The sequence below is a fragment of the Rhizobium sp. 862_C5_N1_2 genome, assembly GCF_051811205.1.
GTDB lineage: Bacteria > Pseudomonadota > Alphaproteobacteria > Rhizobiales > Rhizobiaceae > Rhizobium > Rhizobium leguminosarum.
This window is the reverse complement of sequence record NZ_JBPWPT010000001.1, coordinates 4,773,234-4,796,309: the sequence shown is the minus strand read 5'-3', so window position 1 is coordinate 4,796,309 and position 23,076 is coordinate 4,773,234. Positions and strand designations below refer to the sequence as shown.

24 protein-coding genes are annotated in these 23,076 nt (G+C 62.1%); 11 read left to right on the top strand and 13 right to left on the bottom strand.

What is annotated here, in order from left to right; genetic code table 11:
- The first annotated feature begins 95 nt into the window (after positions 1–95).
- The 7 genes from ACD590_RS23520 (at position 96) to ACD590_RS23490 (ending at position 7,421) form a co-directional block, all read left to right on the top strand.
- Positions 96–290, top strand: coding sequence for a hypothetical protein (locus ACD590_RS23520; protein WP_003544544.1), 195 nt, complete (start codon positions 96–98; stop codon positions 288–290).
- A gap of 129 nt (positions 291–419) precedes the next feature.
- Positions 420–1,415, top strand: a complete 996-nt coding sequence (locus ACD590_RS23515; protein ID WP_028731790.1) for a P1 family peptidase — start codon at positions 420–422, stop codon at positions 1,413–1,415.
- A 55-nt stretch (positions 1,416–1,470) separates the two neighbouring features.
- Positions 1,471–2,391 (top strand): LysR family transcriptional regulator, encoded by a 921-nt coding sequence (locus tag ACD590_RS23510; protein WP_028731791.1) that lies wholly within the window; start codon positions 1,471–1,473, stop codon positions 2,389–2,391.
- A 150-nt stretch (positions 2,392–2,541) separates the two neighbouring features.
- The gene (locus ACD590_RS23505) at positions 2,542–4,071 is read left to right on the top strand and encodes an ABC transporter substrate-binding protein (protein ID WP_026230911.1); all 1,530 of its coding nucleotides are present in this window, start codon (positions 2,542–2,544) and stop codon (positions 4,069–4,071) included.
- 107 nt (positions 4,072–4,178) lie between these two features.
- On the top strand, positions 4,179–5,126 hold the full coding sequence (locus tag ACD590_RS23500; RefSeq protein WP_028731792.1) for an ABC transporter permease: 948 nt from the start codon (positions 4,179–4,181) through the stop codon (positions 5,124–5,126).
- A gap of 3 nt (positions 5,127–5,129) precedes the next feature.
- Entirely contained in the window at positions 5,130–5,993 is an 864-nt protein-coding gene (locus ACD590_RS23495) for an ABC transporter permease (RefSeq protein ID WP_247266367.1), read from the top strand.
- A gap of 36 nt (positions 5,994–6,029) precedes the next feature.
- Positions 6,030–7,421 (top strand): amidase, encoded by a 1,392-nt coding sequence (locus tag ACD590_RS23490; RefSeq protein ID WP_028731794.1) that lies wholly within the window; start codon positions 6,030–6,032, stop codon positions 7,419–7,421.
- Here the strand turns inward: ACD590_RS23490 and ACD590_RS23485 are convergent.
- From ACD590_RS23485 to ACD590_RS23475, 3 genes are all read right to left on the bottom strand, one after another.
- A complete protein-coding gene (locus ACD590_RS23485) occupies positions 7,414–8,271 on the bottom strand; it encodes a C40 family peptidase (RefSeq protein WP_028731795.1) in 858 nt (285 codons plus the stop codon). The two genes, ACD590_RS23490 and ACD590_RS23485, sit on opposite strands and share 8 nt — an antisense overlap.
- Before the next feature lie 11 nt (positions 8,272–8,282).
- Entirely contained in the window at positions 8,283–8,633 is a 351-nt protein-coding gene (locus ACD590_RS23480; RefSeq protein WP_003544522.1) for a MarR family transcriptional regulator, read from the bottom strand.
- 280 nt (positions 8,634–8,913) lie between these two features.
- Entirely contained in the window at positions 8,914–10,305 is a 1,392-nt protein-coding gene (locus tag ACD590_RS23475; protein ID WP_247266368.1) for a leucyl aminopeptidase family protein, read from the bottom strand.
- Between the two features lie 142 nt (positions 10,306–10,447).
- Between ACD590_RS23475 and ACD590_RS23470 the strand changes: the two genes are divergently transcribed.
- A complete protein-coding gene (locus tag ACD590_RS23470) occupies positions 10,448–11,281 on the top strand; it encodes a tetratricopeptide repeat protein (RefSeq protein WP_028731797.1) in 834 nt (277 codons plus the stop codon).
- A 55-nt stretch (positions 11,282–11,336) separates the two neighbouring features.
- On the opposite strand, the gene ACD590_RS23465 is transcribed toward ACD590_RS23470, so the two are convergent.
- The 10 genes from ACD590_RS23465 to ACD590_RS23420 form a co-directional block, all read right to left on the bottom strand.
- The gene (locus tag ACD590_RS23465; RefSeq protein ID WP_028731798.1) at positions 11,337–11,963 is read right to left on the bottom strand and encodes a LysE family translocator; all 627 of its coding nucleotides are present in this window, start codon (positions 11,961–11,963) and stop codon (positions 11,337–11,339) included.
- Between the two features lie 197 nt (positions 11,964–12,160).
- On the bottom strand, positions 12,161–13,147 hold the full coding sequence (locus tag ACD590_RS23460; RefSeq protein ID WP_028731799.1) for a type II secretion system F family protein: 987 nt from the start codon (positions 13,145–13,147) through the stop codon (positions 12,161–12,163).
- 15 nt (positions 13,148–13,162) lie between these two features.
- Positions 13,163–14,170: a type II secretion system F family protein gene (locus ACD590_RS23455; RefSeq protein ID WP_028731800.1), complete on the bottom strand. Its 1,008-nt coding sequence runs from the start codon at positions 14,168–14,170 to the stop codon at positions 13,163–13,165.
- A 5-nt stretch (positions 14,171–14,175) separates the two neighbouring features.
- The gene (locus tag ACD590_RS23450) at positions 14,176–15,651 is read right to left on the bottom strand and encodes a CpaF family protein (RefSeq protein ID WP_028731801.1); all 1,476 of its coding nucleotides are present in this window, start codon (positions 15,649–15,651) and stop codon (positions 14,176–14,178) included.
- Positions 15,652–15,675: 24 nt separating this feature from the next.
- Positions 15,676–16,953 (bottom strand): AAA family ATPase, encoded by a 1,278-nt coding sequence (locus ACD590_RS23445; protein ID WP_028731802.1) that lies wholly within the window; start codon positions 16,951–16,953, stop codon positions 15,676–15,678.
- Positions 16,954–16,967: 14 nt separating this feature from the next.
- A complete protein-coding gene (locus ACD590_RS23440; RefSeq protein ID WP_028731803.1) occupies positions 16,968–17,726 on the bottom strand; it encodes a CpaD family pilus assembly protein in 759 nt (252 codons plus the stop codon).
- Positions 17,723–19,222 carry a type II and III secretion system protein family protein gene (locus tag ACD590_RS23435; RefSeq protein WP_032998270.1) on the bottom strand — a complete coding sequence of 500 codons (1,500 nt, stop codon included), beginning with the start codon at positions 19,220–19,222 and terminating at the stop codon, positions 17,723–17,725. Before ACD590_RS23435 ends, ACD590_RS23440 begins: the two co-directional genes overlap by 4 nt.
- 12 nt (positions 19,223–19,234) lie before the next feature.
- Positions 19,235–20,050: a Flp pilus assembly protein CpaB gene (gene cpaB, locus ACD590_RS23430; RefSeq protein ID WP_018244342.1), complete on the bottom strand. Its 816-nt coding sequence runs from the start codon at positions 20,048–20,050 to the stop codon at positions 19,235–19,237.
- 110 nt (positions 20,051–20,160) lie between these two features.
- Positions 20,161–20,673, bottom strand: coding sequence for an A24 family peptidase (locus ACD590_RS23425; protein ID WP_026230915.1), 513 nt, complete (start codon positions 20,671–20,673; stop codon positions 20,161–20,163).
- Between the two features lie 99 nt (positions 20,674–20,772).
- A complete protein-coding gene (locus ACD590_RS23420) occupies positions 20,773–20,952 on the bottom strand; it encodes a Flp family type IVb pilin (RefSeq protein ID WP_028731805.1) in 180 nt (59 codons plus the stop codon).
- Between the two features lie 380 nt (positions 20,953–21,332).
- Between ACD590_RS23420 and ACD590_RS23415 the strand changes: the two genes are divergently transcribed.
- From ACD590_RS23415 to ACD590_RS23405, 3 genes are all read left to right on the top strand, one after another.
- Positions 21,333–21,743 carry a pilus assembly protein N-terminal domain-containing protein gene (locus tag ACD590_RS23415; protein WP_028731806.1) on the top strand — a complete coding sequence of 137 codons (411 nt, stop codon included), beginning with the start codon at positions 21,333–21,335 and terminating at the stop codon, positions 21,741–21,743.
- Positions 21,744–21,857: 114 nt separating this feature from the next.
- A complete protein-coding gene (locus ACD590_RS23410) occupies positions 21,858–22,493 on the top strand; it encodes a TadE/TadG family type IV pilus assembly protein (RefSeq protein ID WP_028731807.1) in 636 nt (211 codons plus the stop codon).
- Positions 22,493–23,074: a TadE/TadG family type IV pilus assembly protein gene (locus ACD590_RS23405; protein WP_247265388.1), complete on the top strand. Its 582-nt coding sequence runs from the start codon at positions 22,493–22,495 to the stop codon at positions 23,072–23,074. The genes ACD590_RS23410 and ACD590_RS23405 overlap by 1 nt, the downstream gene beginning before the upstream one ends.
- The last annotated feature ends 2 nt before the right edge of the window (positions 23,075–23,076 follow it).

Genomic DNA, 23,076 nt, shown 5'->3' with positions numbered 1-23,076 from the left:
CCGAACTGTCGAATGTGACGTTCGTCCTCCTTTCAACGGTACCAGACAAGTCAATTCGCCATGGCTGCGCATGTCGCGCGGCAGGAGTTCTATCTATGAAGAAGCAAGTTATCGAATATGCAGGCGTTCCCGTCGGGATCGTCATTCCCGATGAAGACCGGCTGAAGTTCATCGCCGTGAAATTTCATGTCCACGACCTCGACGAGCAGCGTTTCGGCTCGCCCGACGAGGTGCGGCTGGCCATCCATGACCTGATGACCCGCCGTCATCCGAAGCCGCTTCATGCCTGAGGGCATGAGGCCGCTATTGGCATTCGCGGCTTTTCCCGATGTCCGACCGGTCCCGCCAAATGGGGCCGGTCTTGTTTTTTGAGGGCAATTGCAGTCCTATCGGCGGCCTTTCCGCATAAGGATCCGCCCTTGCCCGATCTTCTGAACCTCATCACCGACATCGAAGGCGTTTCCGTCGGCCATGCAACCGACCTTGCGCTCGGTTCCGGCGTCACGGTCATCATCTTCGACGAACCGGCCGTCGCATCCGGCACGGTGCTCGGCGGTGCGCCCGGCGGGCGCGACACCGGCCTGCTCGATCCGTCGATGACCGTCAATGCCGTGGATGCCTTCGTGCTCTCCGGCGGCTCGGCCTTCGGGCTGGATGCCGCCGGCGGCGTGCAGGCGGGCCTGCGCGAACTCGGCCGCGGTTTTGTAGTCGGGCCGCTGCGCATTCCGATCGTGCCACAGGCGATTCTGATGGACCTGCTGAATGGCGGCGACAAGGATTGGGGCCTTCACTCGCCCTATCGCGATATGGGCTATGCGGCGTTGAAGGCCGCCGCCAAGGGCGCATTCGCGCTCGGCACGACAGGTGCCGGCACAGGAGCGACGACGGCCACCGTCAAGGGCGGGCTCGGCTCGGCCAGCGCCGTCAGCAGCACCGGGCATCGCGTTGCGGCGATCGTCGCCGTCAATGCGCTGGGCTCCGCAACGATCGGCGACGGACCGCATTTCTGGGCGGCGCCTTTTGAAAAGGATGCGGAATTCGGTGGGCTCGGCATGCCTGATGTGGCCGACCACCGGATGCGGCTCAAGGGCATGAACACGCCGGCAACGACGATCGGCGCTGTTGTGACCGATGCGCAGCTGACGAAGGCCGAGGCGCACCGGCTTTCGCTCGCCGGCCATGACGGCCTCGCCCGAGCACTGCTGCCGGCGCATCTGCCGCTCGACGGCGACACCGTCTTTGCCGCTTCGACGGCCAAGCATAGAAGAGACGACATGGTGAGCCTGATGGAGCTTTGCCACCTCGCGACCATCGTCATGGCCCGGGCGATTGCCCGCGGCGTCTACGCCGCGACCGCCCTTCCGGTCGAGGGCGCGCAAAAGGCCTGGCGCGACCGCTATCCGAGCAGCGGCTGATTGAATAGGGTCAGACTCTCTACAGATCAATATGCCGAATGGCGGAGAGACGTGAATGCAGATCCGGGCGCTGATGTATTTCGACGAGCTGGTCAGGACCAATTCGATGCGCCAGGCGGCCGAGAATCTCAATGTCGCGCCGACGGCGATCAGCCGGCAGATCGAGAACCTCGAATATCATTTCGGCGCGCCGCTCGTCGAACGCAGCGCCCGCGGCGTCAAGCTGACGGCCGCCGGCGAACTGCTTGCTGCCCGCGCCGGCCGGACGCTGCGCGAACTCGATCACGTGCAGCAGCTGATCGAAGATCTTAAAGGCCTGCAGCGCGGCCGTGTCAGCATCTATGCCAATGGGGCGACCGTCGCCAATCTGCTGGCGCCGGCGCTTGCCGAATTCAGCCTGAAATATCCGAAGCTGCGCTTTACCGTGACAATCACCAGCGCGCGGCAGGCGGTCGATGCGGTCAACAGCGCCGAGGCGGATATTGCGGTGACGCTGTTTGCGCCACCGATGTCCGGCACCAAGGTGCGGCTGCGCTCCGAGATCGCCTATGATCTCATCGTCACGCCGCAGCATCCGGCCGCCGCGCATGCCGAGATCCCTATCGGGCAACTCGCCGACTACGCATTGGCGCTGCCGGATCAATCCTTCGGCTTCCGCCAGGCTTTCGACGCGCTGTTCGAGAAGGAGGGGTTGAGCCTCGATCCCGTCTTCGTCACCAGCTCGCTCGAAATGCTGAAGGAACTTGTGCTCAGCGGGGCTGCGGCCACGCTGCTGCCAGCGCTGACTGTCCGCCGCGAGATCGAGGCAGGTCAGCTCCTTGCCATTCCGCTCGTCGGCAAGACCGGCATCCGCACCCATGTCGATCTCTGCGTTGCACCGGACCGGCAGCTGTCCTTCGCCGCGACGAAACTGCTCGACTTCATCGAGAGGTTCATGCGCGAGCGCACGAACCGCCGGACCGAGACGAAAGACTGACGCTTCGCGCTTGCATTGCCCGCGGATTTGCGGTGTAGCTTTTTCGGCTACACTGAGCACACAAAATCGTCATTGTGTGTGCACCGGCATAGTGTCACTCTCCTCGCAAAAGGTCTTCGTCATCGACGCGCGGCCAGATAAGGGAACATGATGATCAAGCTTTCGTTTGCGCCTTCAGCGCGTTTCGCCCGGCGGCTTTCGCTCGGTGCTGCGCTTTCGGCCGGCCTGGTGATGACGGCGATGACGCCGGCCGAGGCGGCGAAGACCACGCTTAATCTCGGCATGAGCGTCGAGCCAACCGGTCTCGACCCGACGATCGCAGCACCAGTCGCAATCGGCCAGGTGACCTGGCAGAACGTGTTCGAGGGGCTGGTGACGATCGACCAGGCCGGCAAGATCCAGCCGCAGCTGGCGAAAAGCTGGGAGATCTCTCCCGATGGCCTGACCTATACGTTCAAGCTACAGACCGGCGTCAAATTCCATGACGGTGAGGCCTTCGATGCCACTGCTGCCAAGTTTTCGCTCGACCGCGCCCGCGGCGCCGATTCCGTCAATCCGCAGAAGCGCTTCTTCGCTTCGATCGCCTCGGTCGATACGCCCGATGCCGAAACGCTGGTGCTGCATCTCTCGGCGCCGACCGGCAGCCTGATCTACTGGCTCGGCTGGCCAGCCTCGGTGATGGTCGCACCGAAGACGGCTGCCGACGACAAGACGACGCCAGTAGGCACCGGTCCGTTCAAATTCGCCAGCTGGGCGAAGGGCGACAAGGTCGAACTCGCCAGGAATGCCGATTATTGGAACAAGAATGCGGCCGCCAAGCTCGACACGGTGACCTTCCGCTTCATCGCCGATCCGCAGGCGCAGGCGGCTGCGCTGAAATCCGGCGATCTCGATGCCTTTCCGGAATTTGCCGCGCCTGAGCTGATGAGTTCTTTCGACGGCGATGCGAGGCTGGTCACCAAGATCGGCAATACCGAGCTCAAGGTCGTTGCCGGCATGAACAATGCCAAGAAGCCGTTCGACGACAAACGCGTCCGCCAGGCGCTGATGATGGCGATCGACCGCAAGACGGTAATCGACGGCGCATGGTCGGGCCTCGGCACACCGATCGGCAGCCACTACACGCCGAACGATCCGGGTTATCAGGACACGACCAATGTGCTGCCCTACGACGTCGAGAAGGCGAAGGCGTTGCTCGCCGAAGCCGGCTATCCCAACGGCTTCACCTTCACGATCAAATCGCCGCAGATGGCTTATGCGCCGCGCAGCGCCCAGGTGATGCAGGCGATGTTTGCCGAGATCGGCGTAACGATGAATATCGAGCCGACCGAATTTCCGGCGAAATGGGTCCAGGACATCATGAAGGACCGCAACTTCGACATGACGATCGTTGCCCATGCCGAACCGCTCGACATCGACATCTATGCCCGCGATCCCTATTATTTCAATTATAAGAACCCCGCTTTCAACGCGCTGATGAAGAAGGTCCAAGAGACGACCGATCCCGCCGCGCAGAATGCGATCTATGGCGACGCGCAGAAGATCCTCGCCGAGGACGTGCCGGCGCTCTACCTCTTCGTCATGCCGAAACTCGGCGTCTGGGACAAGAAGCTGAAGGGACTGTGGGAGAACGAGCCGATCCCTTCCAACGTACTCTCCGGCGTTTCCTGGGACGAGTAGGCGAACAGTTAAGGCGGATTGAGAGGCATGAACGAGGGGAAGCCGCATAACGAACCGTTCGATGCCGGTCGCAGCCCTCCCCGTTCCACATCGAAAGTGTGGCAAGCATGATCTCACTCCTCGCCCGCCGCTTCGCCGGTCTCCTCGTCACCCTCGTCGTCGTCTCACTGCTGATCTTCGCCGTCATGGATCTTCTGCCCGGTGATCCCGCCTCGATCATGCTCGGCACCTCGGCAACACCTGAAACGCTTGCCGCACTGCGCCACGATCTCGGGCTCGATCAGCCGCTGCTGCTGCGCTACGGGCAATGGTTGACCGGCGTGCTCTCCGGCAATCTTGGCAATTCCTTAACTTATGGCGTGCCAGTCGCGGGATTGATCGTCGAGCGGCTGGCAGTGACGCTGCCGCTGGCGCTGATGGCGATTATGCTTTCTGTGGCGATTGCCTTGCCGCTCGGGGTGCTGGCCGCCTCGCGCCGCGGCGGTGTCTTCGACATCATCGCAACGCTGTTTTCGCAGATCAGCATCGCCGTGCCCGCCTTCTGGGTGGCACTGCTGTTGATCATCCTGTTTTCGACGATGCTCGGGCTGATGCCGGCCGGCGGCTTCCCGGGCTGGAGCGCCGGGCTGATGCCGGCATTGCAGGCGCTGGTTATGCCCGCCGTCGCGCTGGCGATGCCGCAAGCGGGTGTGTTGACGCGGGTGGCGCGCTCGGCGGTGCTCGATACGATGCATGAGGATTTTGCCCGCACCGCCGTGGCCAAGGGACTGTCACGCAGTGCAGTGCTGTGGCGGCATATCGTGCCGAACGCGCTGATCCCGATCCTGACAATGATCGGGCTGCAATTCACCTTTCTCGTCGCCGGCGCGGTGCTGGTGGAAAACGTCTTCAACCTGCCCGGCCTCGGGCGGCTCGCGCTGCAGGCGCTCTCCCAGCGCGACATCATCGTGATGCAGGATGTCGTGCTGTTTTTCGCAGGTCTTGTCATCGTGATGAATTTCATCGTCGATCTCTCCTATCTGGCGATTGATCCCAGGATGAGAAAGGCGGCCTGACACATGGCACCGGTCGTATCCACCGCAATCATGAGCCGCCGCCGGGTCTTTAGACTTAGCCGGCGAATGAACCTGATTTCAGGGGCTGTCATCATCGGCCTGCTGGTCACCGTTGCACTGCTGTCGCTTGTCTGGACGCCGCTGCCGCCGGCGAAAATGCAGATCATCCACAAGCTGCAGCCACCGCTTGCCTTCGGCCTGCTCGGCACGGACCAGTTCGGCCGCGATGTGCTTTCGATGCTGATGGCAGGCTGCTGGAATTCACTGTCGATCGCCATTACCGCGGTGGCGATCGGCGGGACGCTCGGCTCGATCGCCGGCATTTCGGCGGCGGCGATCCGCGGTCCTTTCGAGGCGTTGCTGATGCGCATCTGCGACGTCATCTTCGCCTTGCCGCCGATCCTGTCCGCCATGGTGCTCGGCGCCTTTCTCGGGCCGGGGCGGTTCACCGCGATCGCCGCGATTGCCGTCTTCATGATCCCGGTCTTTGCCCGCGTCACACTCGCGACCTCGCTGCAGGCCTGGAGCCGCGACTATGTGACGGCGGCGCGCGCGATCGGCAATACGCGCCTGACCATTTCGCTACGCCATGTGCTGCCGAATATCATGAGCCAGATCATCGTGCATGGCGCGATCCAGCTGGGGCTGGCGATCCTCACCGAAGCGGGGCTCAGCTTCCTTGGGCTCGGCATGGCGCCGCCGGCGCCGACCTGGGGCCGGATGCTTGCCGATGCGCAAACCTATCTGGCGCTCGCCCCCTGGCTGGCGATCCTGCCCGGCCTTGCCATCGCGCTCACCGTCTTCGGCTTCAACATGCTCGGCGACGGTTTGCGCGATCTGCTCGACCCGCGCGAGGCGAGCCGCTGATGTCCTCCCAAGACGAAAAGCCCGAAAGACCATGCCATGACCGAAACCGACCTTACCATTCGCGAACTCAGGCGGCGCTTCACCGATAAGAGCCTCTCCCCTCTCGAATACTGGCTTTCCCTCGAAGGCCATATAGCGGCCTGGGAGCCTTCGATTTCGGCACTCTACCTCTACGATCCGGAATCGGCGCGCGCGCAGGCGAAAGCGTCGACGGAGCGCTGGGCCAAGGGAGAAACGCTGGGCCCCCTCGACGGCATCCCGGTGACGCTGAAAGAGCTGATCGCCACGAAGGGCCAGCCGGTGCCGCTCGGAACGAGGGCAGTGGAACTGAAGCCGGCGGACGCCGACGCACCGGCCGCCGCCCGACTGCGCGAAGACGGCGCGGTGATCTTCGCCAAGACCACCTGCCCTGATTACGGCATGCTTTCCTCCGGGCTTTCGAGCTTTCATCCTCTCAGCCGCAATCCCTGGAACACCGCGCAGAATCCCGGCGGATCGAGCGCCGGGGCTTCCGCAGCGGCGGCGGCCGGCTATGGACCGCTGCATATCGGCACCGATATCGGCGGCTCGGTGCGCCTTCCCGCCGGCTGGACCGGCATCTTCGGCTTCAAGCCGAGCCATGGGCGCATTCCGGCCGATCCCTATTATGTCGGGCGCTGCGTCGGGCCGATGGCGCGCACGGTCGAGGATGCGGCCTTTTCGATGGCGACGCTGTCACGGCCGGACTGGCGCGACGGCACCAGTCTGCCGCCGAACGATTTCAACTGGATGGATCTCGACATCGACCTATCGGGCATGAAGATCGGGCTAATGCTCGATGCCGGCTGCGGGCTTACGGTGGAGGACGAGATCAGGGTCGCAGTCGAAGCGGCGGCGCAACAGTTCGAGAAGGCCGGCGCGACCATTGTATCAGTCCAGCCGGTGCTGACGCGCGCGATGCTGGATGGCCTCGACAAATTCTGGCGGTCCCGGTTCTGGGGCGATATCGCCGAGCTCGACGACATCAGGCGCGACAGCATCCTGCCCTATATCAGGGATTGGGCGATGGGCGGCGCCGACATCAGCGGTGTCGATGCGGTCAGGGGCTTCAACCAGACGATCGAGATGCGCAAGAGCTGCGGACAGCTGTTTACCGAGGTCGACGCCCTGCTTTCGCCGACCAATCCGATCATCTCCTATCCGGCCGAATGGGCATCGCCGACCAACGATCCGGCCCTGCCGTTCGAGCATATCGGTTTCACCGTGCCGTGGAACATGTCGGAGCAGCCGGCCGCGTCGATCAATTGCGGTTTCTCCCGATCAGGGATGCCGATCGGCCTGCAGATCGTCGGGCCGCGTTTCGACGACATGCGGGTGCTGAGGCTGTCGAAAGCCTTCGAGGACTGGACCGGCGGGGTAAGATCCTGGCCGCGACCTCCGATCAGCTGATCGGGCGGCGATAGCCGGTCGGTTGCTCGTAGAGCCAGCCGATGCGCTCGACGGCGGCCGCGAAATTCTCGCGCGCCACCGTCATGCTATGGCCGTTGGCGTGCAGAATGGTTTCCGGATCCTCGAAGACGGCGACATGGCCCTTCCAGAATACCAGGTCGCCACGGCGGATTTCGGAGCGATCGATCGGCTGGCCGAGGCCCGCCGCCTGCAGGTCGGCATCGCGCGGCGCAGCTCTGCCCGTCATCAGCATCGCCAGCTGGACGAGGCCGGAGCAATCGATGCCGAGGCCGGAACGTCCGCCCCAGAGGTAGGGCGTTTCCAGGAAACGGGCGACTATCTCCACGTAATCGGCGCCATCGAGAGCGCCGATCGGCTGGACGTGCTTGGCAAAGATCGCCGTTCCGTCCTCGAGCACGACGTAGCGATTGCCCCGCGCTTCCGCCTCGCCGGCGACGTAGACGCGGCTTCCCATCGACACGATGGCCTGGTGGGGCTTGCGCAGTTCCGGTTCGGGATAGACGAAGGTGCGCTGCACGGTGACGATATGGGTCGGTGCCGGCCTGCCTTCTAAGAGCGCGTCCGCCGCGACATAGCCGACATAACCGTCCGCGGCGGCTTTCACCCAGCACCAGCCGTCGGCGCGATCGAAAACCGTCACATCCTCGCCGAGAAGCAGTTCCGTATCGATGCCGCGGGCAAGGTCCGGTTCAGGGCGCACGGCCAGGACAGGAACGGCGACACGCGCCGGCGCGCCCTTCACAAAGCGCGACGCCTCGACCTTGCCTTCGAGGCCGGCTTCCGCGAGATCAGGCCGGTAGGCATGCAGGCGGCGGTCGAGCATCGTCATTCGCATTCCTTTCAGATCGGCAGCCGGCGGGCCTGATCTCGTATGAGATCGCCGAGCTTTTCCAGGTAAAGCGCACCGCCGACGGTGCGCTTGATGATCACGTTGCGCCGGTCGGCATCGTCACGCACACGGTCGACCAGGCCCATCTCGCCCATCGTATCCAAGGCGCGGGTGATGACCGGCTTGGTGACATCAAGTGTGGCGGCAAGCCCGCGCACCGTGTGCGGCGGCGGCACCAGATAAATATGCAGCAGGATCGCCATCTGGCGCAACGTCAAATCGCGATCGTCGTGGCGGACCTGATCGAGCGCCGCGCCATGCCAGAGCCCCAGCGCCTGCGAGGCGGTCAGTTCGATCGGCACGGCCCCTCCGGAAGATCGTTACGCTAGCGTTCCATTTTCCGGTAGTTGCCATGCACATGCAAGGGGCGCTGGAAATTGCCGCCTGGCAGGGTGAATAAAATTTTAGCGATCGGCAGCGAGGCGCAGCGCGTGAACAGGGATCACGCGATGCGCCTCAGCGCTTATTTCTAAAGCATGTTGCGCCAAACTGTGCAGCGGTTTTGCGATACGACATGCGTAAAACAAAGACTTAAAGCGCATGGAGTGGATCTGAGAGATCGCGACGCGCTTTAGCATAGCATCAGCGCAAGCTCTCGCGGATATGGTGAAAGAGCGCGCGGATCGCCTGTGCCTCGCCGCCGCCCGGCGAATGTGGTCGTTCGGCTTGAGCCCAGCCGTAAATGTCGAAATGCGCCCAACTCTTCGCCTTGCTGACGAAACGCTTGAGGAAGAGGGCTGCGGTAATCGCCCCCGCCATGCCGCCGGCGGGGGCATTGGTAAGATCGGCGAACTTGGTGCGGATATCCTTTTCGTAGCCGGAATAGAGCGGCAGGCGCCAGATCGGATCGTCGGTTTCCAGGCTCGCTTCGGTCAGATCATGGGCCAGATTGGCGTCGTCGGTGAAGAAGGGCGGGAGATCCGGGCCAAGGGCAACGCGGGCAGCGCCGGTCAGCGTCGCCATGTCGATCAACAGATCGGGTTCTTCCTCATCTGCATAGGCAAGCGCATCGGCAAGGATCAAACGGCCTTCGGCGTCGGTATTGTCGATCTGGACGGTCAGGCCCTTGCGGCTCCGATAGATGTCGCCGGGCCGGAAGGCATTGGACGAGATCGCGTTTTCGACGACAGGGACGATGACGCGCAGGTCGACCTTCAGCTTGGCGTCCATGATCATCAGGGCAAGCCCCATGACATTCGCCGCGCCGCCCATGTCCTTCTTCATCAGCAGCATGGAGGCGGCAGGCTTGATGTCGAGACCGCCGGTGTCGAAGCAGACGCCCTTGCCGACGAGCGTCACCTTGCGATGGCCCCTCTTGCCCCAGCGCAGTTCGAGAAGGCGCGGCGCATCGGCGCTGGCGCGGCCAACGGTATGGACCAGCGGGAAGTTTTGCTTGAGCAGGTCGTCGCCCGTAATAACCGATACCTCCGCCTTGTAATGTTCGGCCAGGCCACGGAAAACGGCCTCGAGTTGTACCGGCCCCATGTCATTCGTCGGGGTATTGATCAGGTCGCGGGCAAGAAAGACGCCGGCGAGCTGGCGCTTGATGTCGGCGGCGTCGGCATCGCGGGGGATCATCAGCGTCGCCGCCGGCGATTTTTCGGATTTGTAACGGTCGAAACGGTAGCTGCCGAGCCCAAAGCCGAGAGCCAGGCGATTTGCCGTCAGCGGCGCGGTCTCGATGTGCCAGTCGCCGGCCGGCAGCGCACGAGCGAGCCGGCCTGTGATGTAAGGCTGCTCGGATGGATTGGTGCCAAGGCCGTAAAGCGCGCCGCCGAGATGGCCTTCGGCCGTCGGGATCAGCAGCAGCGACCCACTTTCGGCCTTGTAGCCTGCCCGGCGCGCCCAATCGAGCGCGATCGGATCGATCGTGCCGGTCTCGATATGGGCAGGCGTGACGGCAAAGATCGGCAGCGTCAAACCGCCCTTCGTGTTGAAAGGGGTCGGTCTCTCGATGAACTGATAGGGGGCCATGATTGTCCTTCGGCGGTCGTAAGGAATCGTTCCTTAACGGTCTGTTAGGGTTAACAGACTATTGCTGGAGCGAAGATTGCGTCAAACCTTTCCCTGTTCCGCTTCGAGGTCAGGCGCCGATTTCGGAATCCAGGAACGCATCATGCCTGCCTCGCTCACCACATTCACGAATCGTATCCTGCAGGGCGCTGCGGCCTCGCTGATCGTCCTTGCGCTTGCCGGCTGCTCGACGACCAAGGACCGGATGACAACTGGCTCGGTGCCGAAGCTCACCAAGCCGGTTGAAGAGATGGACGCGACGGAGCTGCGCTCGGCGACGGACCGGCTCGGCCAGGCCTATGAAAAGAACCCGCGCGATCCCGTCACCGGGGTCAATTATGCCAATCTGCTGCGCATGAACGGCCGCGACACGCAGGCGCTCGCCGTCATGCAGCAGGTGGCCATTGCCAATCCCGGCGACCGCAACGTGCTGGCCGCCTACGGCAAGGCGCAGGCGGCGGCCGGCCAGTTCCAGCAGGCGCTCGACACGATCGGCCGCGCCCAGACACCCGACCGTCCGGACTGGAAGCTGATTTCGGCCCAAGGCGCGATCCTCGACCAGATGGGCCGGGCAAGCGATGCCAGGCAGCGCTACCGCGACGCGCTCGACATCCAGCCGAACGAGCCCTCCATCCTTTCCAACCTCGGCATGTCCTATGTGCTGACCGGCGATTTGCGCACGGCCGAAACCTACCTGCGCTCCGCCGCCGGCCAACCCACAGCCGACAGCCGCGTCAGGCAGAACCTTGCCCTTGTCGTCGGCCTTCAGGGACGCTTCCCGGAAGCCGAGCAGATCGCCCGGCGCGAACTTTCGCCGCAGCAGGCCGACGCCAATGTCGCCTATCTCAGAGGCATGCTCTCGCAGCAGAATTCCTGGCAGAAACTCGCCGCCAAGGACAAGACGCCTAGCGCAGCGGACGGCAGCAATACCAACTGACCGGATCTACTCTGAGCTTGAAGCGTCCGAAGTCACTCGCGCGCCAGCCTATCGATCACTTACCGCCCGCGAGAATGAGCCGGAGGCCGAGGCCGGCCATGACGGCACCCGCGGTGCGGTCGATCCAGCTCTTGGCGGCAAGATAGAGCCGCCGCGGGTGGCGGGCCGAAAAGGCGAAGGCCACGATCGAATACCACCCGGCCTCCACTGCAAAGACGCCGAGCGGCAGCGCGACAATGAGATCGAGAGGCACCGTCCTCGGCAGAAGTGCCGCAAAGAGGCTGGCATAGACAATGATGGTTTTCGGGTTGCTGAGCTGGGTCAGCAGCGCAGTCGTGAAGCTCAATTTCAGCGCGCGGTTGCCGTTGACGGCGTCGGAGACCTCGAGCGGCTGACCGGCGCTCCTCCAGATATTGACAGCGATATAGACGAGATAGGCGCCGCCTGCGACCTTCAGCAGGATATAGAGCCATTCGAACTGCGACAGCAGCGCCGTCAGCCCGGCAAGCGCCAGCACGGCAAAAACGACCCCGCCGGCGCCCATGCCGAGTGCGGCCGCAAGGCCATCCAGCCTCGAACGCGAGATGGCAATCCTGGAGACGACGACGAAGCTCGGGCCGGGGCTCATCGCGCCGACCGCCAAGGCTGCCATGATGCTGACGAAAATGCCCGCAGAAGACATCGGAAACCTCTCCTTTGGATTGAACGAACGCCAGAGCGCTGCGGTTGCATCCGCGGCTGCGATGGTCGTCCATCCCATTTACCAGCTCTGCCGGCGGCGGTCACGCGCGTTTGCCGACGGCGGATCGGACCGACAGTCCTTGATGCACATCGTCCTCTGCCGGAAGCGGTATCCGCTTTCCGGCGCCGGCGCAGCCGTCAGAACTTGTCTGCCACCTGGATGCCGGCCGGACCGAGAATGACGGCGATCAGCACCGGCAGGAAGAACAGGATCATCGGCACCGTCAGTTTTGGCGGCAGGGCGGCCGCCTTCTTTTCCGCTTCGTTCATGCGCTCGTCGCGTCCTTCCTGGGCGAGAACGCGTAGCGCCTGCGCGACCGGGGTGCCGTAGCGATCGGCCTGGATCAGCGCCTGAGTCACCGAGCGCACCAGCTCGATCTGGGTGCGCGTTGCAAGATTTTCGAGCGCCACACGGCGATCCGGCAGGAAGGAGAGCTCGGCCGTGGTCAGCACCATCTCCTCGGCGAGCGCCGGCGACTGCTCGCCGAGCTCTTCCGACACCCGACGCATCGCGGCCTCGATCGAGATGCCGGATTCGACGCAGATCAGCATTAGGTCCAGCGCATCCGGCCAAGCGCGCTTGATCGAGTGCTGGCGCTTGCCCATACGGTTCGAGATAAAGATATTCGGCGCGTAGAAGCCGAGATAACCGATGCCGATGACGGCGAAGAGGCGGATAGCCATGCCCCTTTCGGCGAGATTGCCGAGGCCGAAGACCCAGAAGGCAGCAAGCGCCAGGAAAAGGAAAGGCAGCAGGAAACGCGCCACGAGGAAGGTATTCAGCGCATTCTCCGAGCGGAAACCGGCGGCGCGCAGCTTGTTGACGGTATTGTCGTCGACGAGCGCCTTACGCAAGTTGAAACGCTCGACGATCTGGCGGACCGAGCGGTTGTTCTGGCTCCTGAGCGAAGCCTTGCCAGCGCCGGTTTCCGCGTTCATGCGCGCGCGCTCGCGGGCGCGGATCTGCTCGCGCTCGGTCGAAACAGCCTTCATGCGCTTATTGAGATCGCCGCGCTCGAAGAAGGGGACAGCGATCGTATAAAAAGTAGCAAAGACGGCGATCGCCACGAAAAGTGCGATCAGCATGCTCGGATTGGTGAGCGTTGCGGCAAGGTCCTGCGACATGGTGCTTCCTTCCGGCTAGATATCAAAACTGACCATTTTGCGCATGAAGAAGATGCCGATCGACATCCAGATCGCCGAGAAACCCATGATGAAATGGCCACGCGGATCGGTGAAAAGGATCATCATGTAGTTCGGCGAGGTCAGGTAGACGAGAGTCGCAACGATGAAGGGCAGAGCGCCGATGATGTAGGCCGACGCCTTGGCTTCCATCGAGAGCGCCGAAACCTTGGCTTTCATCTTCCTGCGATCACGCAGGACCTTGGAGAGATTGCCGATCGCTTCCGAGAGATTGCCGCCGGCCTGCGACTGGATGGCGATGACGATGGCAAAGAAATTGACTTCCTGGAGCGGCATGTGGAGCGTCATGCGGGCGCAGGCGTCGGGGATGCTGAGGCCCACCTGCTGCGCCTCGATCACGCGCCGGAATTCGCTTTTCACCGGGTCGGTGCCTTCGGTGGCGATAAGACGGATCGCATCGTTGAGTGGCAAGCCCGATTTGATCGAGCGGATGATGACGTCAAGTGCATTGGGGAGCTCGTTGAGGAACTTGTTCTGGCGGCGCTTGATCAGGAAGCCGAGAACCCAGCGCGGCAGACCGAGACCGGCGACGACGGCGACACCGACCATGACCATCCACGATACACCAACGATAAAGGCAACGAGCAGCAGAACGGAGGCGAAGATGGCGCTGATGAGATAGAATTTCGCCACCGTGATCGTCAGGCCCGCCTGCACCAGCCGGGATTTCATCGACAGGGTTTTCTTGGTTTTTTCGTGCTGACGCTTTTCCAGGTCCTTCAGATTGTCCTGCACCGATTTGCGGCGCTTCGACAGCTCCTGCACCCGGTCGCGGGCAGCCTTGACCTTGACACGGTCGCTTTCGGCCGACTTGACGCGGTTGATGCGGCTTGCCGATTTCTTGTCAGTCTCGATCCGGGAAAACAACAGGGCATAGGCCACCGCGCCCGCGGAGATGGCGGCGAGGACGACGATTGCCAGCACTATCGGATCGAACCCGAACATCCCGCCTATTCCTTCGTTTTCGCTTCCATCGCGTCGAGAGCGGCGGCAAGGCGCTTTTCCTCGTTGAAGTAGCGGGCGCGATCCCAGAAATGCGGCTTGCCGACGCCGGTCGACATGTGCCGGCCGATCAGGCGGCCGTTCGCGTCCTCGCCTTCGATCTCGTAGCGCATCAGATCCTGGGTGATAATGACGTCACCTTCCATGCCGACCACCTCGGTGATCTGAGTGATGCGGCGCGAACCGTCGCGCAGGCGCGCTGCCTGGATGACGATATCGACCGAGGTGGAGATGATCTCGCGCACCGTCTTTGCTGGCAGCGTGAAGCCGCCCATGGCGATCATCGACTCGATACGGCTCAGGCACTCGCGCGGCGTATTGGCGTGGATCGTGCCCATCGAACCGTCGTGACCGGTGTTCATCGCCTGCAGCAGGTCGAAAACCTCCGGTCCGCGCACTTCGCCGACGATGATGCGCTCAGGGCGCATACGCAGGCAGTTCTTGACGAGATCGCGCATGGTGATTTCGCCCTCGCCTTCGATATTCGGTGGGCGCGTTTCGAGACGCACGACATGCGGCTGTTGAAGCTGCAGTTCCGCCGTATCCTCGCAGGTGATGACGCGCTCATCCCTGTCGATATAGTTGGTGAGGCAGTTCAGCAGCGTCGTCTTGCCCGAGCCCGTGCCGCCGGAGATGATGACGTTGCAGCGCACGCGGCCGATGATCTGCAGCACGGTTGCGCCTTCCGGCGTGATAGCGCCGAAACGGACGAGCTGATCGAGCGTCAGCTTGTCCTTCTTGAACTTGCGGATGGTGAGCGCCGGCCCGTCGATCGATAGCGGCGGCGCGATGACGTTGACGCGCGAACCATCCGGCAGGCGGGCGTCGCAGATCGGGCTCGATTCATCGACACGGCGGCCGACCTGGCTGACGATGCGCTGGCAGATCGAGAGAAGCTGCCCGTTGTCGCGGAAGCGGATCTCCGATTCGATCGTCTTGCCACCGACTTCGATGAAGGTCTGGCCAGCACCATTGACCATGATGTCGGCGATGTCGTCGCGCGCCAGCAACGGCTCCAGCGGGCCGTAACCCAGGACGTCGTTGCAGATATCCTCGAGCAATTCCTCCTGCTCAGAGATGGACATCGCAAAGTTCTTGATGGTGATGATGTCGTTGACGATGTCGCGGATTTCCTCGCGCGCGCTTTCTCCGTCAAGCTTGGAAAGCTGCGAGAGATCGATCGTATCGATCAGCGCGGAAAAGACCTGCGCCTTGGTCTCGTAATATTCGTCGGTGCGGGCCGGGCGCTTGCGCTGCGGCGTCTGTAGCGGCGGCGGCGTCACCTGCTGGCGTGCGGGCTCGCGCGAGGGTTCGACCAGAATGGAGGGGGAAGAGACCGCAGGGGCGGCGGCCGGAGCCGGCGGCGGGGGAGCAATCGTCCCTCCAACCTTTCCGAAACCTTCGTTTCCGCGTTTTCCAAACATGCCGCTCGATCCAATCTGCTCGTTCTACTTGCGCTTCAGGAGGCCCAGCAGGCCGCCCTTCTTCGCCTTCTTGATCGCGACACGGCCGGTGACGATGTGCGATATCTGCGAAAAGGTTTCCGCCGTCGGCGACTTCGGGTCGACCTCGGAGATCATCCGGCCGCTATTGGCGGCGTTACCGAAGAGATTGATGTCGAAGGGGATGATCGCGATCGGATCGATCTCCAGCGGTTCACAAAAATCCGACGGCGAAATCTCCGGACGTTTCGGCATGCCGACCTGATTGAGGATGAGATGCGGCGGCCTGTCGTTCGGCCGCATCTTGCGCAGCGCGTCCAGCATGTTCTTGGCGTTGCGCAGGTTGGCGAGATCGGGAACCGCTGTGATGACCACCTCGTCGACGCTCGACAGCACCGAACGAGTCCATTCCGACCATGTATGCGGAACATCGAGCACGGTGACCGGCGCGCTGCGCTGCAGGACATCGAGCACCGGCTGGAAGGCCTGGCCGTCGAAGTCATAGGCACGGTCGAGCAGCGAGGGTGCCGCGAGCAGGGAAAGATGCTCGGAGCATTTCGTCAGCAGGCGGTCGAGGAAGACTTCGTCGAGACGATCGGGCGCGAAGACCGCTTCGGCGATGCCCTGGGCCGGATCCTGGTCGAAATCGATGTTCGCCGTGCCATAGGGCAGGTCGAGATCGGCGAGAATCGTCTCGGTGGAGAAGAGATTGGAGATGCCGAAGGCGCAATTATGCGCGATGGTCGAGGCGCCGGTGCCGCCCTTCGAGCCGATGAAGGCGATGCTGCGGCCGAGCGGCTCGGCGTCCGGATCGACGAAGATCGAGGCCATCGCCGCAAGGATATCAGGCATGGCGACGGGCTGGACCATATATTCGGAAATGCCGTTGCGGATGAGCTCGCGATAAAGCCCGATATCGTTGTAATAACCGATAATGACGACCTTGGTCGTCGGGTCGCAGACTGCGGCAAGCGGCGCGAGTTCGGCAAGCAGGCTCGCGGCATTCGCCTTGGTCTCAAGGATGATGAGGTTCGGCGTCGGGGCGCCGGAAAACATGTTGGCGGCAGCGGCGATGCCGCCGCTGGTGATGCGCATGCTGACCTTCGCCACGCGCCGATCATTGGCGCAGCGTTCCATGACATGCTGGAGGACCTCGCTTTCGCAGAAGGCATGGACGGAGATGCGCGGCAGCGACCGCATGTTTTCCAGATCCGCCATACGCACCGCCTCCTCGGCGTTGCGAAGCTCGCTGGGATTCCTGATTTCGTATTCGATCGCGCTCATCGTTCCGTTCCGCCTCAGAAGCCGCTGTTGCTGTCGGCAACATCTTCGATGGTCGATGTCGTCGTCCGGTATTCCTGGATCGCATTATTGCGCCGCTGCGCGTCGATCGGAGTCATGCCGCGGGGTGCCACCAGATCCTCCGGATTGGCGATCTGGGCGGCCAGATTGTTCTGCGAGGCGCAGCCGAAATTATAGTAATTCTGGTTGGTTAAATCGTTCGAGATGTCCTTGGGCCACTGACCGCATTGCGTGGTGACCGCGGTGGTGCCGGTAAAACTCAGCCGGATCGGCGCCGCATCGCCGGGACCGGCGGCGGCATAGGAAGTGTTGACAATCTTCGAGCTTGCGATCCCCCGCGACGCCAGCTCGGCACGGACCTGATTGCGCAGCTGATAGGCTGCCGCCGAATTGGGCGAACCTTGCGGCGACAGCACGTAAACCGGGCCTGAGGCGCGCGAGATGTAGTTTGCGGCAAAGCCGCGTATGAGATCGCGCTGGGCAATGGTCAGGCGTCGATCGGTGGAGGCGACGGGTATATCAACCGTCTGCTCCGCCTCCGTAACGATGATCGGGTGGCGGGCGCGGTAGTCATCTGGAATGCCGCCAGTCGTCAGTTGGTCGTGCGGGCCGGCACATCCGGAAAGGACGGCCAGCGAAATGACGGCTGCGGCCAGAAGGGCCTTCGAGATACCGAGGTGGGGTGTCATCGAATTCATATGGGCCATCGCCTGATCTCTGTTTTCTGACATTGCTGCCGATCGCGTCCCGCTCATTTGTAGATGAACCCGATCGAGCCGTGGAACTGAGCGTCGGCGACGGGCGCCTCACGACGGCCATAGACCTTGTTGACACGGTTGAGGAAGAAGGTCGCACCATCATTCTCAGGGCTGAAATTGTCGTCGGGCCGGTTGAGCTGATTGCGCGCTACAGGACGCACCAGATAGGGCGTTGCGATGATGACGAGCTCGGTTTCCTGACGCTCGAAACCCTTCTGGCGGAAGAGCGTACCGAGCAGCGGGATCTTCGAGACGCCAGGGGTGCCACCCATCGTTTGAGAAACGTTGTCGCGGATAAGGCCGGCCAGCGCAATCGAACCGCCCGAGGGCAGCTCCACCGAAGTCTCGGCAGAACGGCGCTGATAGGTGGCGTTGCCGCTGCCGGCCACCGGCTCGGAGACGTTGGTCTTGATCTGCAGGCTGATGCGTCCCGATGACAACACGACCGGCTTGAAGGCAAGATTGATACCGTAGTTGAACGGCACGACGGTGACGTTGCCGTCGCTGTCGGTCGTCGAATAAAGCTGCTGGCCGCCGGAATTGAAGGTCGCGGCCTGACCCGATATCGCCGTCAGCGTCGGTTCAGCAAGCGTCTTGACGACCTTGGCCTGCTCCAGCGCGTTGAGGTAGGTCGAAATGTCATATTTGCCGATCGAGCTCTTGAAGAGCGCCGCCAGGCCACCGCCAACCGTCGATGTCGCGCTGTCGGTGCTCGGACTGCCGAGCTGGGCGACCGTCATACCGGAGGAGTTGGAAACCAAATTGTCGAAGCCGAGCTGCTTCAGCACCTCGCGGCGGACCTCGGCAATCGTCACCTTGAGCGTGACCTGGTCCTCGCCCTCAATCTGCAGGAGGTTGACGACCTGCGAGGTCTGACGGTTTTCGGCAAAGAGCGCCACCGAGCTGTCGCCGCCGGTGCCGGATGCCGTCTCGGTTCTGGTCGTCGCCTCGCCGCCCTTCAGGAAGACCTGCGCCAAATCGGCGGCCTGTGTGGCATCCTGCGGCGTGCGCACGGTGCCGGTCAGCACGATGTTGTCGGAGACGATTTCGACGTTGATGTTGGAGTCGGGAATGAAGCGACGGAGATTGACTTCGAGACCGGAGACGTCGCGCTCGATCTCGATATCGAGATTGACGATCTCCTGTCCGCCGGCGCCGAAGATGAAGATGTTCGTCTGGCCGACTTTCTTGCCGAACAGGTAAATGCGCCGCGAGGTGCGGGTGACGGCATCGGCCATGCTTGGATCGGAGACGAGGATATCATGCGCATCCTCCGGCAGATCGACGACGACAGCCTTGTTCAGCCCGAGCTTCAGCCGACGGTGAGCGTCGCGGCCGGTCTGCGAGATGCGGACCAGGCTTTCGGAATCGGCACGCGCCTCACCTACACCGAGAACCGGAACGAAAGAGGCCGGCGCCGTGCCGGAAACGCCGAGTGCCAACGAGAGGCAGCCTGTCAGGAGAAGTCCGGCGTGCCGCGTTGAATTGCCCATTTGCACGTCCTTCTACTCCGCCTTCGGTGCTGCGCTGGCATCCGTGACGATGGCGCCCGATTTGATGACCTGGATGATCGCACTGCCGTTGTCACCGCTCAGGAGGTAGTCGGCGGCGCTGGTATCCTGCTCCTGCGCATCGGCGACTGAGCGCAACGCGAGCGACAGCCGGTCCGCCATCTGCTGGGCGACGGCGAGAACCTTCGTTTGATCAGGGGTGAGTTCGAGCGTCGCGGTCGTGCCGACCACCGATTTCGAGCCGTCGTCCTTTTCCTGGATCTGCTGGTCGATGGCGAGGACGCGGACATTGCTCAACACGGTTTCAGTGATGAGCTTGTCAGCCTCAGTGCCCTTGCGGACCATGATGACATCGACGCGGTCGTTCGGCAGGATGAAACCGCCGGCGCCGGTTGCTACCGATATCTCGGTCGCGACGGCGCGCTTGCCGGCCGGCAACAGCGAGGAGAGGATACGGCTGCTGGAATCGGCGATCTTTTCCGGCCGGATCGGTTCGCCTTCGAAGATCGGCAGACGCACGACGGCGCCCTGCAGATCCCTGATCGCATCCGGCCTATCGGCTTCGCTGATGAGGCCCGGGACGACGCCGCCCTGCGGCCAGGCCATCCAGTGCACCAACTTGTCGTCCAGCCGTGCGCCGACCGGCAGATTGGCGCTCGAGACGAGGATGTTGACGGTGGGTTCCTTCTCGACGACCGAGCGGACCTGGGTGACGACACCGCCACTGCCCGCCATGCGCATTGCCAGGAGGCCGGCGAGGCCGGCTGCCACCACGGCGACAGCTAGGATTATAAGGCGGGCCGGTTTCATCGATCATTCCTCGGGGCACGATATGTTCGCCCTGTAGAATGCTCAGCAATTGGTATAATTATGGTTAATGGAACGCTTACATTTTAAGTTAACGGGCATTTAAAATGCCGTCATTTCAGGCTTTCCAGCGCGGCGATGAAGAGCGGCGAGGAGGGGAAGGCCATGAAACCGCCGATCGCGATCGCGATGCCGTAAGGAACCTTCTTGGCAAGCAGCAGCGAATTGGGGATCGGAAGGCCGATGGCCAATATCGTATTTGACTGTGACCGGATCAACAGGATCGCCAACGTGACCAAGCCGCCGATGGCACTGACATAGGCCAGAAAAGTCAGCAGAGCAGGCTCGCAACCGAACCAGAGCGCGGCTGCGCTCAAAAGTTTCGCATCTCCACCGCCCATCACATTGAGCGCAAACAGGGCAAAGCAAATGCCGAACACTATGGCGGCGCCCAGCGCATGCATTCCGATTGCCGGAAGAGCCACTCCACTCAATGGCGCCAACACGGCGAATGAAATCACTATGATCAACGATACCCTGTTCGGGATCGTCATCGTCAACAGATCGGATATGGCCGCAAAAGCAAGGCAGAGCGGAAAAACCAGAAGGATTGCGGCTACGATCATCTTCTCACCTGCCTCAAATTCTTATCTGCCCAATACAGATAGGCTCACGGCATTTCGCTCGTGAGCCCGATCTTCTAGACAGAGCTACGCTCTGGCCAATCAGGGGGTGACAGCGTCGTCCAGCTTGGTACCCAGCGTGGTGAACGTGCTGTTGAGCTTGTTACCGAGCGTGGTTGCGCCAGTAACGAGCGCTACGGAAATGAGGGCGGCGATCAGGCCGTATTCGATTGCGGTCGCGCCGGATTCGTCCTTGAGAAAACGGCTAAAAAGCTTGGTCATGGTAACTCCTAACTCCAGTTGATGTTCAGCACGTCCGCCAACTGTTTGCCGTTGATCGGATGACTGCAACCTAGCGAATGGCCGTTTCCATCGGCTTAAGGAAAAGAGTTAACGACATGTGAACGAGACAACAGGCCTTTGTAGAGTCAGTATTTCCTTACACACTTACCTCAATATTTAACAATATTCCGGGAATAATCGCTGCATTCATCCGGAAATAGCACAAATTGCGTCTCCAACCGCGGCGTGCGCCGTCCCGAAACCGTGCCAGATCGGAGCATTACGCTTCATCCTGGAACAGAGCGGCAAGCTTAAGGCTTCGTTCACCATTTTTTTCCATTCTATGCGCATATTGCGCTGTGATCGTGAAAGAGGACCAAATGTCATCGAGCGGCAAAACCATTTTCTTTGCCGGCATGATCGCCGTTTTCGGTATTTCGGGAGTTTCCGCGGCCGCAGACGATGAGATGCTGCGCGTCTATATGGATCACGCGCGCGTATTGAAGCTCGACCGCCCCGTCAGCAAGGTGATCGTCGGCAATGCCAAGGTCGCCGATGCGACCGTCGCCGACGCCAAGACCATCGTGCTGACAGGACGCAGCTTCGGCACCACCAATCTGGTCCTTCTCGATGCCGACGGCAATGCGATCCTCGACGAGCGCATCCTGGTGTCGATCGACGAGGGCAATACGGTGCGTGTCTACCGACAGACCGAGCGCTCCGTGCTGTCCTGCACGCCGAACTGCGAGCAGCATGCGCAGCAAGCGGCCACCACGACCGCCTCACCCTGAGTACTATCTGGAGCTTCCTCGACCATTCGTTAAAATCGTCGTGTCAGGTTGAAACGGAAAATCAACGAACAGACCGTAGTCTGCCGAGTGGAAATTATCGCTCGGGTCCAGGCAATGACGGCAATTGATCAGCAGACGGATAAGCGGCGCGCCTTCGCTCCGTTCCGTTCCTCACGGTTTCGCGCTCTCGCCCGTTCGCGCGACGGCGCGGCGGCGATCGAATTCGCTCTGCTCGCCATTCCCTATTTCCTGGTGATTTTCGCAATCCTCGAAACTTTCGTCGCCTTCGCCGCCGAAGAACTCGTCTCCAACGGCGTTGATACGATGAGCCGCAGGATGCGAACCGGACAGATCACCTATAATCTCGGCCGCACGACCGATATGAACCAGGCGCAATTCCGCCAGGCTTTCTGTAACGAGATCTCAATCCTGGTCCGCTGCTCGGCGAGCGAAGTCGCCACGCCGAGCAAGCTCTACCTGGATGTGCAGACGTTCAGTACCTTCTCGGCCATTCCGACGACGATCCCCAAGCTTTCCGCCGACAAATATGCCGATATCAATACGGCGGCCTTCAAATATGGGCCGGGCGGCGCCGGCACGATCAATATGGTCCGCGCCTATTACCGCTGGGAAATCATCACGGATCTGGTCCGGCCCTATATCACCACGATACGCCCCTCCGACGGTTCGATGCCGAGCCAATATCTGATCGTCGCAACCGCGGCCTTCCAGAACGAACAGTATCCATAATGGCGTTGCGCAACCCGTTCACCAGATTGGTCCTGACGGCGCGGCGACTGGCCCGAGACCGCAAGGGTGCCGGAGCGATCGAATTCGCGATCCTCTTTCCCGTGCTGATCATGCTCTATATCGGTGCTTTCGAGATCACGATCGGCCTCAGCGTCAGCAAGCGCGCGACACGCGCTGCGGGGACGGTGGCCGACCTCATCACCCAGCAACAATCCGTAACGAAGAGCACGCTCGCGCAGATGCCATCGGTCGCAACCGCGATCTTCATGCCCTACAACTCGACGTCGCTAACGCTGAAGATCACCGGCATTAGCATCGATGCCAGCGCCAATGCGAAAGTGCTTTGGTCCTGGGCACGGGACGGGACGGTGCCCTATGCCAAGAATGCCACGGTGACCAACGTGCCGTCTGATATGAAGACGGCGAACAGTTTCCTGGTCCGGACCGAGCTCAGCATCCCCTATACGATGTTCCTGTTCGCCCCGAACTTCATGCCGGACGGCATGCGCACGATCACCATCAGCCGCAGTTATTTCTACCGCCAGCGGCAAGGCGACTCGATCCCCTGCGGCGACTGCTGACG